Annotated in this window: 14 protein-coding genes; 4 read left to right on the top strand and 10 right to left on the bottom strand. The window is 74.0% G+C overall.

The window, feature by feature from the left end; translation table 11 throughout:
* Positions 1 to 10 precede the first annotated feature (10 nt).
* A complete protein-coding gene (locus OG509_RS40625; RefSeq protein ID WP_331741962.1) occupies positions 11 to 1,231 on the top strand; it encodes a transposase in 1,221 nt (406 codons plus the stop codon).
* Positions 1,232 to 1,269: 38 nt separating this feature from the next.
* Here OG509_RS40625 and OG509_RS40620 read toward each other — a convergent pair whose 3' ends face one another.
* The 3 genes from OG509_RS40620 to OG509_RS40610 form a co-directional block, all read right to left on the bottom strand.
* Positions 1,270 to 1,440, bottom strand: coding sequence for a lysine biosynthesis protein LysW (locus OG509_RS40620; protein ID WP_229335785.1), 171 nt, complete (start codon positions 1,438 to 1,440; stop codon positions 1,270 to 1,272).
* 105 nt (positions 1,441 to 1,545) lie between these two features.
* Positions 1,546 to 2,598 (bottom strand): BtrH N-terminal domain-containing protein, encoded by a 1,053-nt coding sequence (locus OG509_RS40615; RefSeq protein WP_331741952.1) that lies wholly within the window; start codon positions 2,596 to 2,598, stop codon positions 1,546 to 1,548.
* Positions 2,588 to 3,169 (bottom strand): hypothetical protein, encoded by a 582-nt coding sequence (locus OG509_RS40610; protein WP_331741949.1) that lies wholly within the window; start codon positions 3,167 to 3,169, stop codon positions 2,588 to 2,590. Before OG509_RS40610 ends, OG509_RS40615 begins: the two co-directional genes overlap by 11 nt.
* A 21-nt stretch (positions 3,170 to 3,190) precedes the next feature.
* Between OG509_RS40610 and OG509_RS40605 the strand changes: the two genes are divergently transcribed.
* Positions 3,191 to 4,057, top strand: a complete 867-nt coding sequence (locus OG509_RS40605) for a GNAT family N-acetyltransferase (protein WP_331741946.1) — start codon at positions 3,191 to 3,193, stop codon at positions 4,055 to 4,057.
* A 76-nt stretch (positions 4,058 to 4,133) separates the two neighbouring features.
* Here the strand turns inward: OG509_RS40605 and OG509_RS40600 are convergent, their stop codons facing one another.
* From OG509_RS40600 to OG509_RS40570, 7 genes are read right to left on the bottom strand one after another with little or no spacing between them, the layout of a single operon-like run.
* Positions 4,134 to 5,156, bottom strand: coding sequence for a transketolase C-terminal domain-containing protein (locus OG509_RS40600; RefSeq protein WP_331741943.1), 1,023 nt, complete (start codon positions 5,154 to 5,156; stop codon positions 4,134 to 4,136).
* Entirely contained in the window at positions 5,153 to 6,025 is an 873-nt protein-coding gene (locus tag OG509_RS40595; protein WP_331741941.1) for a transketolase, read from the bottom strand. The genes OG509_RS40600 and OG509_RS40595 overlap by 4 nt, the downstream gene beginning before the upstream one ends.
* Entirely contained in the window at positions 6,022 to 7,377 is a 1,356-nt protein-coding gene (locus tag OG509_RS40590) for a DegT/DnrJ/EryC1/StrS family aminotransferase (RefSeq protein ID WP_331741938.1), read from the bottom strand. Before OG509_RS40590 ends, OG509_RS40595 begins: the two co-directional genes overlap by 4 nt.
* Positions 7,374 to 7,730: a hypothetical protein gene (locus OG509_RS40585; protein ID WP_331741935.1), complete on the bottom strand. Its 357-nt coding sequence runs from the start codon at positions 7,728 to 7,730 to the stop codon at positions 7,374 to 7,376. Before OG509_RS40585 ends, OG509_RS40590 begins: the two co-directional genes overlap by 4 nt.
* The gene (gene lysX / locus OG509_RS40580) at positions 7,727 to 8,599 is read right to left on the bottom strand and encodes a lysine biosynthesis protein LysX (RefSeq protein WP_331741932.1); all 873 of its coding nucleotides are present in this window, start codon (positions 8,597 to 8,599) and stop codon (positions 7,727 to 7,729) included. Before lysX ends, OG509_RS40585 begins: the two co-directional genes overlap by 4 nt.
* The gene (locus tag OG509_RS40575; RefSeq protein WP_331742750.1) at positions 8,596 to 9,696 is read right to left on the bottom strand and encodes a M20/M25/M40 family metallo-hydrolase; all 1,101 of its coding nucleotides are present in this window, start codon (positions 9,694 to 9,696) and stop codon (positions 8,596 to 8,598) included. The genes lysX and OG509_RS40575 overlap by 4 nt, the downstream gene beginning before the upstream one ends.
* Positions 9,697 to 9,712: 16 nt before the next feature.
* Positions 9,713 to 10,501, bottom strand: a complete 789-nt coding sequence (locus tag OG509_RS40570; protein ID WP_331741929.1) for a 2OG-Fe dioxygenase family protein — start codon at positions 10,499 to 10,501, stop codon at positions 9,713 to 9,715.
* A 150-nt stretch (positions 10,502 to 10,651) separates the two neighbouring features.
* On the opposite strand from OG509_RS40570, the gene OG509_RS40565 reads away from it, so the two are divergent.
* Both OG509_RS40565 and OG509_RS40560 read left to right on the top strand, forming a co-directional pair.
* Positions 10,652 to 15,922 (top strand): MupA/Atu3671 family FMN-dependent luciferase-like monooxygenase, encoded by a 5,271-nt coding sequence (locus OG509_RS40565; protein ID WP_331741926.1) that lies wholly within the window; start codon positions 10,652 to 10,654, stop codon positions 15,920 to 15,922.
* The gene (locus OG509_RS40560; protein WP_331741923.1) at positions 15,919 to 16,440 is read left to right on the top strand and encodes a flavin reductase family protein; all 522 of its coding nucleotides are present in this window, start codon (positions 15,919 to 15,921) and stop codon (positions 16,438 to 16,440) included. Before OG509_RS40565 ends, OG509_RS40560 begins: the two co-directional genes overlap by 4 nt.
* Positions 16,441 to 16,520: the final 80 nt, after the last annotated feature.

Raw genomic sequence — 16,520 nt, 5'->3', positions numbered from 1 at the left:
CGTTGCGGTCGTGACGACGACCAAGTTGGCCGACGACGTGACCGGGATCGCCCGGTACACGTACCGGCTTCGGGTGTCGTCCACCGCGCTTGCCCGGCTTGAAGCCGAGTGGGCGCGCTGCCGGTGGGTGTGGAACGAGTGCGTGGCGCTGTCCCGCAAGGTTCACGTCCTCAACAAGAACGCCACGGAGAAGATCACGTGTGGGCCGACGCAGCTCGACAGGATGCTGACGGAAGCCCGCCGGTCGATGGGCTGGCTGCGTGAGGGTGCTTCGGTGCCGCAGCAGCAGATCATCCGGGACTTCGCGAAGTCGAGGGCGAAGGCTCTGAAGGACAGCAAGGCCGGGTTGCCGATGCGGCAGCGGGCCGGGATGCCCCGCGTCAAGCGCAAGCGCGAGGCCGCCCCGTCGCTGAACTACACTCGGCGCGGGTTCTCCATCAAGGACCGCCGTCTCCACCTGGCGGGCGGGATCGTGCTGACCGTGGTGTGGTCGCGGGAGCTGCCGTCCGATCCCACGTCGGTGCGCGTGTACCGGGACAACCTCGGCCACTGGTACGCCTCCTTCGTGGTGGCAGCCGCCATCGAGCCGCTGCCGGGGACCGGAGCGGTGATCGGTGTGGACTGGGGCGTGAAGGAGACCGCGACCACCACCTCCGGCGCCCACGACCTCCCGCACTCCGAGCACGGGAAGAAGACCGCCCCCAAGCTCGCCCGCTACCAGCGGATGATGTCCCGCCGTCGCACCCCGAAGAACCGGCCCGACACCGCTGCCTACCGCAAGGCCCGCAAGGCTGCGGCGAAGGTGTCGAAGAAGATCGCCCGGCAGCGCCAGGACACCGCCCGCAAGTGGGCCAAGACGGTCGCCAGGGACTTCGACCACATCGCGGTCGAGGACTTCAAGCCGAAGTTCCTCAGCCGCACCACGATGGCCCGCAAGGCGGCGGACGCCGCGATCGGTACCGTCAAGACGGCCCTGATCGAGATGGGCCGCAAGCACGGCCGGACCATCCACCTGGTCCACCCCGCGCACACCACCATGGACTGCGCGCAGTGCGGAGCGAGAGCCAAGCACGCACTACCTCTTTCCGAGAGAACGTATACGTGCACCGCGTGCGGAGCGGTGTCCCCCAGGGATAAGAACTCCGCTCGCGTGATGCTCGTCCGGGCTGGTCTCAACCCGGCTGGTGCTGATCTTGTAAGACCTGCCCCTGCCAGGGGCTGGGCAAAGTGAGCCAGGAATCCCCGTCCTTCATGACGGGGAGGTTTCAACTACTCACCCCAGTCCTCTTCGGCCTCGGGGGCCAGGGCCATGATCAGCGGTTCGCGCGAAACGATTTCGAGTTCCGCCATGCATTCCGCACACTCGACGATTTCGTTGAGTTCCACCTCGGGAGCGACGGAGACGTCTCCGGTGCATTCCGGGCATGCTTCCTTGAGCAAGACAGCATTCCTTTCCATGCGGTATTCGGCATGTTTTCCGCGGGCGTTTCCACCGCAGGTCGAGCCTGCCGGGTGGGGTCCCGCGCAGTCAGTCGGGGATAACCCCTACGCGCCCCGAAGGGCGTGCCCGCGGGCTTCGAGACGGCTCTGGAGTCCCTCCAGGGCCCGGTCGTACGCATCGAGCAGCGCGGCCGTGCGGCGCAGCAGCCCCGGCACCGCCGCGGCCCGGTCCGGGCCCGCCGTGGCCACCGCGATGCGCAGGGCGGACCAGTGGTGGGCCACCCGGTCCACCTCGCGGGCCAGCTCGGCCAGCCGCAGCTCGCCGAAGCGCCGCCCGGCCTCGCGCAGGAACTCGGCGTGCAGCCCGGTCACCGCGAGGACGGGGCCGATGACGACGAAGACCTCGTCCCCGACGGCCGGGTCCTCGGGCAGCCGGTCGAAGGCCTCCGTCAGGAAGGTGCGCAGCCCCGCGAGCCCGCGCAGGTGCCCCGAGGCGGCGTCGGCGGCGGCCGGCTCCGCCCGCAGCGCGCGCAGGTTCGCGGCGGTCACCCGGTCCACGAACTCCGGGTCGAAGGCCGGCTGGTCCTGCCCGATCCGCAGCTCCAGCCAGCGGTTGCCGATCGGGTTCGCGGTGAAGAACAGGTCCCGGTCGTGGTGGACCGGGTTGCCGGAGTCCCGGGCGGCGCCCAGCGCGGCCAGCGGGATGGTCCCCTGGAAGGCGGGCGGCACCGGGTCGGCCACGAACACGTCGCCGGTGGTGTCGTCGAAGCCGTACAGCACCATCAGGTGGTTGGTGTGCACGTCGCGGTAGGCCGGCCGGAACGGCAGGTGGAAGTTGTCGGCGGCCACCGCCACCGGGGTGCCCGCCGCCAGCGCGGCCCGCACCTGCTCCCAGCCCTCGCGGGCGTCGGCCGGCTCGTGCCAGCGCGAGTGCACGTCGTGGAAGGGGGCGAGCCCGCCGAAGAGGTCCTCGGCCGCGCCCGGGAAGTAGTACTCCTCGCGGCGGATGTCGCCCGCCGGGTAGTCGAAGCCCCAGCCGGCGCCCAGCGCCTGCACCGGGTCCAGGCCGTGGAAGCCCAGCAGGACCCCGGCCGTCGTGTGCAGGCAGTGCGACAGCTCGTGCCGCCAGTAGCCGACGGGTCCCAGTTCAACTCGCAAGACGGCTCTCCTCGTCCGCTGTGACGGTCATCGCGAAGACGTGCATCGCCGGGTTGTCCGGCAGCCGCACCGCGGCCAGCGGCGCGGGCACGCGCACCGGCACCCGCTGCTGCCAGATCGACGGCGCGTGGTGCAGGTGGGTGTGGCGGGGGTAGCGCATGCTGCCGGTGACGAAGGCCCTCGGCTCGCCGAAGTACGCGGTGGTCTGCGGCCAGAAGTCGCTCATCCGCAGCCACTCCCGGCGCACCGTGCCGTCCGCGTAGTGCAGTTCGACCTCGTCCTCGGTGCGCCGCTCGGCCGCGCCGACCAGGCCGATCCAGTCCCAGCGGCCGCCCGGCAGCTCCACCAGCTGCCCGCGGCAGCGGACGTTGTCCCCGGCGGCGCTCCGGCGGGCCGGGAACTCGAAGACGGCCCCCACGAGGTCCACCAGGGAGCCGGGCTCCGGCAGTTCCTCCGCCGGAAACGTATTGCGCCAGATATTGAACCCGTAGTCGCCGGGGGTGTCCGGCGGCTGTATTCCGCGATTGTTGAAATGCACGGACAGATTGACGACGGTGTTTCCCAATCCCATCACATCCACTATGTTGCGGCTGTGCTCACCACAGAAAAGGCGGCCACTGCCGTCGATATCCAGATCCGATTCCTTGACTCTGTTTCCGCCGCCCCGGAAGGCCTCTGCGAGCAGGTGGCGGCGGTCACCGCGGCCGCGTACGCGGCGGGCGACCTCGTCCCCGGCCTCCCCGTCGCCGACGGCGCCCGCGAACGGGCCGAAGACGTACGGGAGGACCTCGCCGCGGGCCGCGGACTGTGGGTCGCCTCCCTCGGCGGCGAGACCGCCGGATCGGTGCGGGCCGTGGTCCGCCCCGACGGGGACTGGGAGGTGCGCCGGCTGGCCGTCTCCCCCCGGGTGCGCCACGCCGGGCTCGGCCGGCTGCTGCTGCGCCGCCTGGAAGCCGCGGCCGCGGCCGCCGGCGCCCGGCAGGTGGTGCTCGACGCCGTGGTGGAGCGGGGCAACCCGGCCTTCTACGCCCGGGTCGGCTTCCGTACGGTCCGTCACTTCGGCGCCGCCGACAAGCCGCTGTCCGAGGTGCACATGGTGCGCGATCCGCGCGCCCCGCAGGAGCCCGGACCGCCCTACGCCCCCGGCGGGGACGGCTGGGCGGTGTCCTGGTGGGCCGGTCCGTGCGGCACCCGCTGCCGCACCGGGGCGCCGCTGCCCGCCGCCCCGCAGGAGGCGCTGCTCGGCATCGACTTCCTGCCCGGCGCCACGGCGTCCCAACGGACCGCTGTGGAAGGGGTGTTGGCCGCCGCGGCGGACCGGCGCACCGAGGGCGGGCTGTTCTTCGCCCGTCCCGCCGCGCGGATCGCGGCGTTCGCCCAGCCCCGGCTGGTCCACGCCGGCCTGCTGGCCTGGTGGCGCAGCCCGGCGGCCCGCGCCGCCCGCACCCCGCGCCCCTGAACGGCGGCCCGGCGGCTCGCGGCGGGGCCGCTCGCGGCGAGCCCGCTCGTCACGGGGCTGCTCATCGCGGGGCTGCTCATCGCGGGGCGGCGGCCAGCCGGGCCGCCGCCGCGGCGATCTCCGCCGGGCTGATGCCGGCCAGCTCCAGCAACTGCCGCTCGTCGGCGACGTGGTCGAAGAACCGGTCCGGCACCCCGATCCGGTGCACCCGGCACGGCGCCTCCTGCGTCACCACCTCGCAGACCGCGGCCCCCAGGCCGCCCGCCACCAGGTGGTCCTCCACCGTGACGATCCCGCCGGTCTCCCGCGCCGCCGCGAGCACGGCCCCGCGGTCCAGCGGCTTGATCGTGTGCATGTTGAGCACCCGGGCGAGGACGCCCCGCCCGGCCAGCTCCCGCGCCGCCTCCAGCGCCATCGACACCGGGTACGGGCCCGTCGCCACGATGGTGACGTCCGTACCGGCGCGCAGCTCGCGCGCCTTGCCGACGGTGAACTCGTACGGCTCCGCGTGCACCAGCGGCGTCGCCGCCCGGCCCAGCCTCAGGAACAGCGGCCCCGGCAGGTCCGCCGTGGCGCGCACCGCGTACTCCGCCTCCACCGCGTCCGCCGGCACCACCACGGTCAGGTTCGGCAGCGTCCGCAGGATCGCCAGGTCCTCCACCGCGTGGTGCGTGGGCCCGTAGTGCCCGGCCGACAGCCCGGCGTGGGTCGCCACGATCCGTACGGGCAGGTTGTTCCCGGCGACGTCGATCTTCACCTGCTCGCAGGCGCGGGCCGCCGCGAACCCCGACAGGGTGTTCGCGTACGGCAGCAGACCGGTCGCCGCCAGTCCCGCCGAGACACCCATCAGGTTGGCCTCGGCGATGCCCACGTTGACGTACTGCCGCGGCAGCTCCTCGCCGAACAGCGTCTCCAGGCCGCCCATGTCGGAGTCCACGCAGATGATCCGCGGGTCGGTCCGGGCCAGCTCCAGCAGCGTCCGGCGGTACACCTCGCGCGCGGGGACCGCGTACCGCTCCTCCCAGGTCGGCTCGGCGGACTCGGCGGGCTCGGCGACTGCGACCGCTTCCGCTGCGGTCTCCGGCATCGTGGCGGTCATCGTGCCCTCCTCGCGTTCAGGCCGGTCAGGGCCCGCTGGAACAGCCGAGGCGTCAGCTGCACCGAATGGGACTTCTTCTTGCCCTCGAACAGGGGCACCCCGCGGCCCTTGACCGTCCGCGCCAGCACCACCGTCGGCCGCCCGCCGGTGTCCGGCAGGGCCGCGAACACCTCGCGCAGCGCGCCCAGGTCGTGGCCGTCCACCTCCGCCACCGCCCAGCCGAAGCTGCGCCAGCGGTCGCCCAGCGGCTCCAGGCTCACGCACTCCTCCGTGGAGCCGGAGATCTGCAGCCCGTTGCGGTCGACGACCGCGACCAGGTTGTCGAGCCCGTGGTGGCCCGCGTTCATCGCGGCCTCCCACACCGAGCCCTCCTGGAGCTCGCCGTCGCCCAGCAGGGCGAAGGCCCGCCCCGGCCGGCCCTGGCGGCGCAGCCCCAGCGCGACCCCCGAGGCCAGCGACAGGCCGTGGCCGAGCGAGCCGGTCGGGAACTCCACCCCGGGCAGCCGGCGCAGCGGGTGCCCGGCGAGCCGGCTCCCCGGCGCGCCGTACGTCGCCAGTTCGGCCCGGTCGATGAAACCGCGCTGGGCCAGCACCGCGTACAGGGCGGCGCTCGCGTGGCCCTTGCTGAGCACGAACCAGTCCCGGTCCGCCCAGTCGGGCTGCTCCGGCCGCAGCCGCAGCACCTCGTGGTAAAGGACGGTCAGGACGTCGGCCGCCGAGAGGCTGCCGCCGACATGGGTGCCGTGCGCGGTGGTGCCCATCCGCAGGACGAGCTCGCGCACCTCGTGCGCCAGGTCCGCCAGGTCCGCCGGAGCGGCAGGGCCAGCGGGTCCGACCGCCGTCGCGGGCGGGTCGAGCAGGGTGCTCACGCGCTCTCCTCAGGGGTGTTGACCGCGGCGTGCCACGGCGGGCGGTACTCCATGGCCCGCGCCAACGGCAGCAGGTCCTCGATCCGGTCCCAGACCTTCTCGAAGGCCTGCGCGCATCGGTCGAGGACCGGGCCCGCCGCCGGGTTGAGGTGGATCCGCTGGATCGTCAGCGAGTCCTCGATCACGGCCAGCGAGACCGGGAACTCGGAGATGTCGTGGCGCGGCCGCGCCGCCCCCTCGATCCGCCACGGGTAGCCGCCGAAGCCGGACAGCTCCCGGAAGGCCCGCTGCCCCGGCAGCGGCACCACCTGGTACGGGGCCACCGGCACGCCCTCCGCCTTCAGCGCCCGCTGGAGCACCGCGCGCAGCGCCCCGTCGGAGACTTCGGGGTGGCCCAGGCCCGCCGCCGAGAACCGCAGCCGCAGGATGTGCCAGGCGTGCGTGCGGTCGGCGGGGACCTGCGGGGCGAGCAGCCCCGGCAGCCGGCCGATCCGGTCCAGGAAGGACTCCACGTTCTTGGCGCGCAGCGCGTGGTATTCGTCGAGCCGGGCCAACTGGCGCCGGGTGAAGGCGGCCTGCACCGCGCTCAGCTTCTCGTTGCCGGCCAGCACCCGCGAGATGTAGTCGCGGTCCTTGCCGGCCCGCAGGTCCTCGCCGAACTGGCGGCGCAGCACGATCCGCTCGTACAGCTCCTCGTCGTCGGTGGTGATCAGCCCGCCCTCGCCGCAGGTCGGCAGGTTCTTGACCACGTTGAGGCTGGTGGCGTTCACATCGCCGATCGAGCCGGCCCGGCGGCCCTGGTACTCGGCGCCCTGGGCCTGCGCGGCGTCCTCGATCAGCTTCAGCCCGCGGCTGTCGGCGAGTGCCCGCAGCGCCGTCATGTCGGCGGGCAGGCCGTGCAGGTGCACCACGACGATCGCCCGGGTCCGCTCGGTGACCGCCGCTGCGGCCGCCTGCGGGTCCATGGTGAAGGTGACCGGGTCCACGTCGACGAAGACGGGCACCAGCAGCCGCTGCACCACCGGGATCGCGGTCCCGATGAAGGTCAGCGCGGGCACCAGCACCTCGGAGCCCGGCTCCAGGTCGAGCGCGGCCAGCGCCAGCTCCAGCGCCGCCGTCCCGTTGGAGACGGCCGCGCAGTAGCGGGTCCCGGTGTACGCGGCCCAGTCGCGCTGGAGCGCGGACACCTCGCCGCGCCCCGCGTCGTTGGAGGTGAACAGACCGCCGTCCAGCACCCCGCGGACCGCGGCGTGCTCCTCCTCGGTGATCACCGGCCAGCCGGTGAGCTCCTTGCCCATGTCCTGCCGGCGCAGCGTCTTGGCGCCGCCGAACATCGCCAGTGTGCCGCTCATGTCGTCACCAGACCGCTCTCGTGGGGATCGGGCAGGCCGGCCGGAGCCGGTGCCACGGTGGTCAGCGCGAGGAGTACGAGCCCCTCCCGCTCGGGCAGCCGTACGCGCTCCAGCTCGTCGCGGCGGGTCACCGGCACGCGCAGCCGTACGGCCGCGCCCGCCGGGATCTCGGCGCTCTCGGGGTCGGTTCCCCCGGCGAAGTGCAGCCACAGCGTCGCCTCGGCCGCCGCGGCGGCGCGTACCTCCAGGTGCAGCCAGTCGTAGCGGCCGCGGGGCACCTCCAGCACCCGGCCGTCGAAGGGCACCGGGCCGGCCAGCGGTACGGCGGCCAGGCGGCCGGGCGCGCCGCTCACTGCGCGTCCCAGACGGCGAGCCGGGCCATGACGTAGTCCACGTACGCGCCCACCAGGTCGGTGCCCAGGACCTCGATCGCCCCGTGGAACTCGGGGGTGTGGTTGACCTCGTTGACGACCATCCGGCCGTCCTTGTGCTCGATGACGTCGACGCCGAGGACGCCCTCGCCGATCGCCTCGGCGGTCGCGGTCAGCAGCTTGACCAGGTCGTCGGTGAGGGGGCACACCTCGGTGCGGCCGCCGAGCGCGGTGTTGGTGCGCCAGTTCTCGGAGATCTTGTAGATCGCGCCGACCACCTCGCCGCCGAAGACGTACGCCTTGATGTCGCGGCCGGGCTTGTCGATGTACTCCTGGACGTACGTGATCTGGTGGTGCGGGCCGGGCAGCGCCGCTCGGTGCTCGAAGATCGCCTCGGCGCCCTCGTGGTCGTGCAGCCGGGCGCCCATCCGGCCCCAGGAGCCGGTCAGCGGCTTGACCACCGCGGGGTAGCCGAAGGCGTCCAGCGCGTCCAGCGCCGAGTCCGGGACCAGCCCGACCATCGCGCGCGGGGTGGGCAGTCCGCCCTCCCGCAGGGCGAGGGTGGTCAGCAGCTTGTCCCCGCAGAGGTTGATGATCCGCGAGCTGTTGAGCACCGGCACGCCCAGGTGCTCCAGCAGCCGGCTCGCGTACGCGTTGCGGGTGTGCGAGATCTCCCGGCTGAGCGCGCCCCGGTAGGGCAGTGCGCCCGGCCCGTCGAGCTGGAACGTCAGGCGCCGGGTGTCGAGCTGTTCGAACTCGATGTCCCGCTTGCGCAGTTCGGCCAGGAGCAGGCGCTCCTCCAGCCGTACGCGCGAGGTCAGTACCGCCAGCGGTCGTCGTGCTGTGTTCACGGCGTGCCGCCTCCCATTCCGTTGAGGGCACCGGTCGTGGTGCCGAGGGCCACCGACTGCGCCAGCCGCGGCAGCGCCGCCGTCAGGACGTCGATGGCAGTGAGGTATTCCGGCAGAGCGATGTGCTCGTCCTCGGTGTGGCAGTAGCGGGAGTCGCCGGGACCGTACGCGGCCGTCGGCACCCCCCAGACCGGACCCACCACGTTCCAGTCGGCGGTGCCCAGCTTCAGCTTCGGTACCGGCCGGGCGCCCGTCTGCCGGATCGCGGCCGACAGGGCCTTGACCACCGGGTCGGTGCGCGAGGACCGCACCGCCTCGACGTGTTCGACGACGGTGATCCGCCGTCCGCCCGCCAGTTCGCCGAGCGCGGCCCGGAAGGCGGCCGCGTCGAAGTGCACCGGCACCCGGCACGACACCTCGATCCAGGCCTCCTCCAGGCCGCCGCCCATGGCGACGACCGAGGGGAGCGCCTGGTCGAACAGCGCGCTCGCGGTCCCGGGCCCGTAGCGGCGCAGGAGCCACTCCCGTACGCCGAACCAGAAGTCCGCGACGATCTCCGCGGCCGTCGCCTCGGGCGAACTGGTGTGCGCGGCCGGCTGCTCGGCGGTCATCCGGAACCGGAAGACGCCTTTGTAGCCGATGCCCACGCAGGTGGCGCCGCTCGGCTCGCCGATGACCACGGCGTCCGGGCGCATCAGGCCGGCCAGGTGGCGGGCGCCGGCCGAGGTGCGCTCCTCGTCCACCGCGCCGACCACCGTGATCCGCGCGTCGGTGGTGTCCGCGAGGCGGGCCGCCGCGCAGACCATCGCCGCGAGCGGCCCCTTCGCGTCGACCGTGCCGCGCCCGTACAGGACGTCGCCCGACAGCCGGATCGGCACCTCGCCCGGCACGGTGTCCATGTGGCCCAGCAGCAGCAGGTGCGGCCCGTCCACCGGACCGACCGAGCCGTGTACGTTGCCGGCCGCGTCGACGTGCGTGTCGAAGCCGAGCCGGTCCATCGACGCGGCCAGGAAGGCCCCGGCCGCGGCCTCGGTGCCCGAGACGGAGGGGATGTCGACGAGCGAGCGCAGCAGCGCGGTCTCGCCGGTACGGTCCATGGCGCTCACGCCCGCGTCACCCGCCGGCCGGGTCTGCCGGGGCGGCCGGGACGGCCGGGTTGAGGTCCACCAGCAGCATGTCGCGCACCGCCGTACCGCCCAGCGGGCTGATCGGGGACACCTCGTGCGTCACCCGGGCGTCGTCGACGAACATCGAGTCCAGCGGGTCGAGCAGGGTCAGCCGGACCGGCTCGCCGCCCTCGGGGTGCACCGTCGAGAGCCCGCCGCCGCACCGGTCCCGGCGCAGCAGGTGCATCCCGACGTACGCGTGCCCGTCGCGGTGGCGGCCCTCCGGGGTCGGCTCGCCCTCGCCGCCCGGCTCGGCCAGGATGCGGATCAGGTGAATGCCGACCTCCCAGGAGGTGGTGCCGCTCAGCTGCGCGGCCGCCCGGGCGTCCAGCCCCACGAGCGCGAGCATGCCCTCGTGCAGCAGCACCTCGGGGGCGATCGGCGCGAACACCCGGTCCTGCCCCCGCCACATGTGGATCACGTCCTGGCGGAACGAGGCGTGCGGCAGCGGCGCGAACGACGCCGTGCCGTCCGCCTCCACCTCCACCCGCAGCCGCCCGTAGCGCCGCAGCCGGAACAGTTTCCCGCCGGGGATGCCGGTGTCCAGCTCCAGGTCCTCCCAGGCCGCGCGGAAGTCCTCCAGGGCGTCCGCGGGCAGCAGGTGCCGGATCCGGTCGCGGCGCAGGCAGGTGAAGCCGGCCCGGGCCGTCTCCCGGGCCAGGCCGTCGGCGCAGTCGCCGGCCGGCGGTCGGGTCCGGACTGCCTCGTCCGGCGCGGTCACTCCCGTACTTGTCACGATCGCCCCTTCAGCAATGATGCGTATGACCGGCGATCACGCTGCCGGTCCGGGCCGCACCGAAGGAGTCCGGATTTCCCCCGACTCCACTCGCGCGCCCGTCCCGGGGAGGCTTCGGGCCAGACACACACGTCGACGAGGAGCCCCGGCATGCCGCGAAACGTCAACGACCGACTGGCACAGCTCACCCCGCAGCAGCGCGCCGCGCTGTTGGGGGAGCTGCGCGCCAACCGTGAGCCGCGGCAGGGCAGCGACCGCATCGCCGCCGCCGGCCGCGACGAGCCGCTGCCGCTGTCGTCCGTACAGCAGAGCCTGTGGTTCCTCGACCAGTGGTCCGACGGGCTGGCCTTCTACAACACCCCGCTCGCGCTGCGCCTGCGCGGCCCCCTCGACGTGCCCCTGCTGCGCTCCGCCCTGAGCACCGTCGTCGCCCGGCACGAGACCCTGCGCACCCGCTACCTCGCCACCCCCGACGGCCCCCGCCAGATCGTCGACGCGCCCGCGCCCGCCACCCTGGAGCTGCTCGACCTCTCCGCGCTGCCCGCCGCCGAACGCGAGGCGCGCACCCGCGAGACCGCCTCCCGCGAGGCCCGCCGCCGCATCGACCTGTCGGCCGGCCCGATGCTGCGCGCCACCCTCGCCAAGCAGGGCCCCGACGAGCACGTCCTGGTGCTGTCCATGCACCACATCGCCACCGACGGCTGGTCCACCACCCGCATGGTGCAGGAGCTCACCGAGTGCTACCTGGCCGGGCGGGCCGGCCGCGCCCCCGTCCTGCCCGAACTGCCCATCCAGTACGCCGACTACGCCGTCTGGCAGCGCGACCGGCTGGCCGGCGAGGCCGGCGCCCGCTCCCTGGCGTACTGGCGCGAGCGCCTGGACGGGCTGCCCGCCCTCCAGTTCCCCGCCGACCGGCCGCGCCCCGCCGACCCCAAGTGGACCGGCGCCGAGGTGAGCGCGTACCTGGAACCCGCGCTCCACCGCGACCTGGAGGCCCTCGCCCGCAGCGAGCGCACCCGGCTGCTGCCGGTGGCCGTCGCCGGACTCGCCGCCCTGATGTCCCGCTACACCGGCCAGGAAGACATCGCCCTCGGCTCCGTCTTCTCCGGCCGCACCCGCACCGAGTTCGAGCCGCTCATCGGCTACTTCGCCAACACCGTCGTGCTGCGCACCTCCACCGCGGGCGACCCCACCTTCCGCGAGCTGCTGGCCCGTACGGGCGACGCCGTATCCGACGCGCACAAGCACCAGGAGCTCCCCTTCGACCAGCTCGTCGGCGAACTGCGGCCCGAGCGCGACCAGAGCCGCAACCCCCTCTTCCAGCACGCGATCTACCAGCTGGGCACCCCGGTGGAGACCGTCCGCATGGGGGACATCGAACTCACCGGCCTGCCGCTGCACATGGGCACCACCAAGTTCGACTGGACGATCGGCCTCTCCGAGCGCTCCACCGGCGGCGTCGACCTGATGACCGAGTACGCCACCGAGCTCCACGACGGCGACCGCATCGAGCGGATGCTCGGCCACTACCGCCGGGTCCTGGAGAGCGCCGTCTCCCGGCCCGACGCCCACCTCTCCGAGCTCGCCGTCCTCACCCCCGCCGAGCACGAGCGGATCCTGGTCCGCTGGAACGACACCGCCGTCCCCGTCGAGACCGCCGGCGGGGTGCCCGCCGCCTTCGCCGCCCAGGTCGCCCGCACCCCCGGGGCCACGGCGGTCGTCCACCGGGGCGCCGCCCTGGACTACGCGGCCCTGGACCGGCGCGCCAACCGGATCGCCCACCGCCTGCGCGCACTCGGCGCCGGCCCCGGCACCCTGGTCGGCGTCTGCCTCTCCCGCGGCCTCGACATGCCCGCGGGCCTCCTCGGCGTCCTCAAGTCCGGCGCGGCCTTCGTCCCCCTCGACCCCGACTACCCGGCGGCCCGCCTCGGCCACGTCCTCGGCGACGCCCGGCCCGCCGCCGTCCTCGTCGACGCGGACAGCGCCGCCCGGCTGACCGCCGCGGCCGCCCTCGCCGAGGGCGCCGAGCCGGCCCTGCTCGACCTGTCCGCCGACGCCCTCGACGACGCCCCCGACACCGACCCCGGCGTCACCGTCGCCCCGCACGACCTCGCGTACGTCACGTACACCTCGGGCTCCACCGGAAAGCCCAAGGGCGTCATGGTCGAGCACGCCCAGCTCCTGAACCTCTTCCGCGGGCTCGACGACCGGGTCGGCGAGCACTCGCCGGGCACCTGGCTCGCCATCAGCAGCATCTCCTTCGACATGTCCGAGGTCGAGATGTTCTGGACGCTGACCCGCGGCTTCAAGGTGGTCGTGGCCTCCGGACGCCCGCACGAGCTGCTGCGCTCGGCCCCCGCCCGGCGCACCCGCCCCATGGAGTTCGGCCTCTTCTACTTCGCCAGCGACTCCGGCGACGACGCCCCCGGCGGCAACCGCTACCGGCTCCTGCTGGAGGGCGCCAAGTTCGCCGACCGCCACGGCTTCTCCGCCGTGTGGACCCCCGAACGGCACTTCCACGCCTTCGGCGGCCTCTACCCGGCCCCCTCCGTCACCGCCGCCGCCCTGGCCATGGTCACCGAGAACATCGCGATCCGCTCCGGCAGCGTGGTCATGCCGCTGCACCACCCGGTGCGGGTCGCCGAGGAGTGGTCCGTCGTCGACAACCTCTCCGGCGGCCGCGTCGGCATGGCCTTCGCCTCCGGCTGGCTCCACGACGACTTCGTCTTCGCCCCCGAGAACTACGAGGACCGCAAGCAGGTCATGATCGACGGCGTGCGGACCGTACGGTCGCTGTGGCGCGGGGAGTCGGCCACGCTGACCGCCGGCAACGGCAAGGACGTCGAGTTCCGCATCCGGCCCCGCCCCGTCCAGGCCGAACTGCCCGTCTGGCTCTCCTCCGGCGGTACCCCCGCCACCTTCAAGGCCGCCGCCGAACAGGGCGCCAACATCCTCACCCACCTGCTCGGCCAGGACCTCGACCAGCTCGCCGAGTCCATCCGGCTCTACCACGACACCTGGCGGGAGAAGTTCGGCACCGAGGGCGGCAAGGTCACCCTCATGCTGCACACCTTCCTCGACGAGGACCGCGACCGGGCCCTGGCCCTGGTCCGCGAGCCGTTCATCGACTACCTGCGCACCTCCCTGGACCTGGTCCGGGTCCTGGGCCAGCGCATGGGCGTGGACGTCGACCCCCGCAACATCGGCGAGGACGACCTCGACGCCCTCCTCGGCCACGCCTTCGACCGGTACGTGCACACCAGCGGCCTGTTCGGCACCCCCGAGGACTGCCTGGAGCTGATCGACAAGCTCTCCGCCATCGGCGTCGACGAACTCGCCTGCCTCGTCGACTTCGGCATCGACGCCGACGACGTACTGGGCGGCCTGGAACACCTCGACCGGCTGCGCGTCCTGGCCAACGCGCCGCTGGGGCAGGCCCGGCAGGAGACCGGGCCGTCCACCGGCCCCGGCCACAACGCCTCCCTGGCCGAGCTGATCGCCGAGCACGGCGTCACCCACCTCCAGTGCACGCCCTCCCTCGCCCAGCTGATGCTCGACGACCCCTCCGGAGCGGCCCGCGAGGCCCTCGGAGCCCTCGACGTCCTGCTGGTCGGCGGCGAGGCCGTGCCCACCGCGCTGGCCCTGCGGCTGCGCGAGGCCACCGGCGCCAGCTTCCACAACATGTACGGGCCCACCGAGACCACCGTCTGGTCCACCGCGGCGGCCATCGACGGCTCCGACACCGAGGCCCCCACCGTCCCCGTCGGCACCCCCATCGCCAACACCGCGGTCTACGTCCTCGACGCGCACGGCGCCCCGCTGCCCGTCGGCGTCCCCGGCGAGCTCCACATCGGCGGCGACGGCGTCTCCCGCGGCTACCACAACCTGCCGGAGCTGACCCGCGAGCGGTTCCTGCCCGACCCGTTCCGGCAGGATCGGACGCCCGGCGCCCGCATGTACCGCACCGGCGACCTCGCCAAGTGGCTGCCCGACGGCCGCCTGGAGTTCCTCGGCCGCGGCGACGACCAGGTCAAGGTCCGCGGCTACCGCGTCGAACTCGGCGAGGTCGAGACGGCCCTGCGCGACCACCCCGGCGTCGGCTCCTGCGTGGTCGCCGCCCGCGGCCCGGCCGGAGCCCAGTACCTGGCCGCCTACCTGGTGGCCGCTCCCGGCCAAGGCGCCCCCGGCGCCGACGCGCTCCGCGCCCACCTGCGCGAGCGGCTGCCCGAGTTCATGGTGCCCGCCCGCTACACCGTGCTGGACGCGCTCCCGCTCAACGCCAACGGCAAGGTGGACCGGTTCAAGCTGCCCGACCCCTCCGCCGCGGCCGCCGACGGCCCCGCCCAGGCCCCCGCCACCCCCACCCAGAAGATCCTCGCCGAGGTGTGGCAGCAGCTCCTGGAGGTCCCCTCGGTCGGGATCCACGACAACTTCTTCGACCTCGGCGGACACTCCATCACCGTCATCCGGGCCGTCGACTTCGCCAACAAGCGCGGCGTGCGCATCACCGCCCGCCAGCTCTTCCAGCACCAGACCGTGGCCGAACTGGCCGCCGTCGCCGACCAGGAGGCCGCCTCGGCTTCCACGGCCGGCGCCGTGCCCGCACCGGGCGGCACCCTCACCCTCCTCAAGTCCGGCTCCGGGCAGCTGCCCCCGCTGTTCTGCGTCCACTCCAGCACCGGAACCTCCGCCTCCTACTTCCCGCTGGCCCAGCACCTCGAAGAGGACCGGACCGTCTACGGCATCGACGCCGCGCCCATCGTCCCCGGAGCCCCCGAGGACTCCCTCGACGAGCTCGCGCAGCGCTACCGCGACGCGATCCGCAAGGTGCAGCCCGAGGGCCCCTACCACCTGCTCGGCTGGTCGCTCGGCGGCGGCATCGCCTGGGCGCTGGCCTCGCTGCTCCAGGCCGAGGGCGCCGAGGTGGCGCTGCTGGCCCTGGTGGACACCCAGCCGCCGGCGCAGCTGCCCGAGCCGCTCGGCCACGCCGAGTCGGTGTGCGCCTTCGCAGACAGCTTCGCCCTGTCCATGGGCCGGCCCCCGCTGCACACCGACCCGGACACCGTCCGCGCCCTGCCGCGGGAGGCCGCGTACGAGGCGGTGCTCGGCCGGCTCACCGAGGCGGGCCTGGTCCGCGACGGGGAGGACGGGGAGATCCTGGCCCGGGCCCGGATGTTCACCGCCATGACCCGGGCGGCCTCCACCTGGCGGGCCACCCCGTACCGCGGGCCCGTGGAACTGCTCGTCGCCGACGACCCGGGCGATCTGGACTGGTTCCGCCGGGGCTGGGAGCGGCACGCCGACGGCCCGGTCCGCACCCGGCTCGTGCCCGGGACCCACTTCACCGTCATGCAGGGCACCGGCGCCAAGGACATCGCCGCCGCGCTCGGCGAACTGCTCCCGGAAAGCCGCCTCGGATGACCGTCATGGAGACGCCGCGGGCCGCGCGGCCCGCACTGGACACCCTGCTGCGGTCGGTCTTCCGCCAGCACGCCGCCGGGGTCGCGGTGATCACCGCCCGCGGGGCGGACGGCCGCCCCCACGGGTTCACCGCGACCTCGCTGATCTCGGTATCCGCCGATCCGCCGGCCCTGGCCTTCGCGATCTCCGGCGGAGCCTCCAGCTGGCCGGCGGTCGCCGCGGCCGAGCACGTCGCGGTGCACCTGCTGGGCGAGGACCAGGCCGCGCTGGCCGCGGTCTTCGCCCGCAGCGGCGCCGACCGGTTCGCCGCGGCCGACTGGTCCACCGGCCCGTACGGGACCCCGGTGCTCTCCGGGGTCCTCGCCTGGCTGGTGTGCCGGGTGAGCGCCCGGGTCCCGGCGGGCGACCACCGCATCGTGGTGGCCGAACTGGTCACGGGGGACCCGGGCCCCGCGGACCGCCTCCCCCTCCTCTACCGCGCGGGCGGCTTCACGGCACTGCGCCCCACCGCCCCCTGACCGCGACCCGGGCCGGTGCGGGTCCCCTCCCGCCCCGGACCGGCGGCCGCCACCCCCGAACGGGAGTTGGAGCCCCCCGG

This window comes from Streptomyces sp. NBC_01006 (assembly GCF_045162725.1).
Classification (GTDB): Bacteria; Actinomycetota; Actinomycetes; order Streptomycetales; family Streptomycetaceae; genus Streptomyces.
The sequence above is the reverse complement of the archived record's forward strand: the minus strand, read 5'-3'. Positions and strand labels throughout refer to the sequence as shown.

Coding starts and splice junctions, on each gene's coding strand:
- OG509_RS40610 (WP_331741949.1), bottom strand. CDS start 3,169: ATGGGATTGGGAAACACCGTCGTCAATCTGTCCGTGCATTTCAACAAT.
- OG509_RS40560 (WP_331741923.1), top strand. CDS start 15,919: ATGACCGTCATGGAGACGCCGCGGGCCGCGCGGCCCGCACTGGACACC.
- OG509_RS40600 (WP_331741943.1), bottom strand. CDS start 5,156: ATGACCGCCACGATGCCGGAGACCGCAGCGGAAGCGGTCGCAGTCGCC.
- OG509_RS40590 (WP_331741938.1), bottom strand. CDS start 7,377: ATGAGCGGCACACTGGCGATGTTCGGCGGCGCCAAGACGCTGCGCCGG.
- OG509_RS40575 (WP_331742750.1), bottom strand. CDS start 9,696: ATGGACCGTACCGGCGAGACCGCGCTGCTGCGCTCGCTCGTCGACATC.
- OG509_RS40565 (WP_331741926.1), top strand. CDS start 10,652: ATGCCGCGAAACGTCAACGACCGACTGGCACAGCTCACCCCGCAGCAG.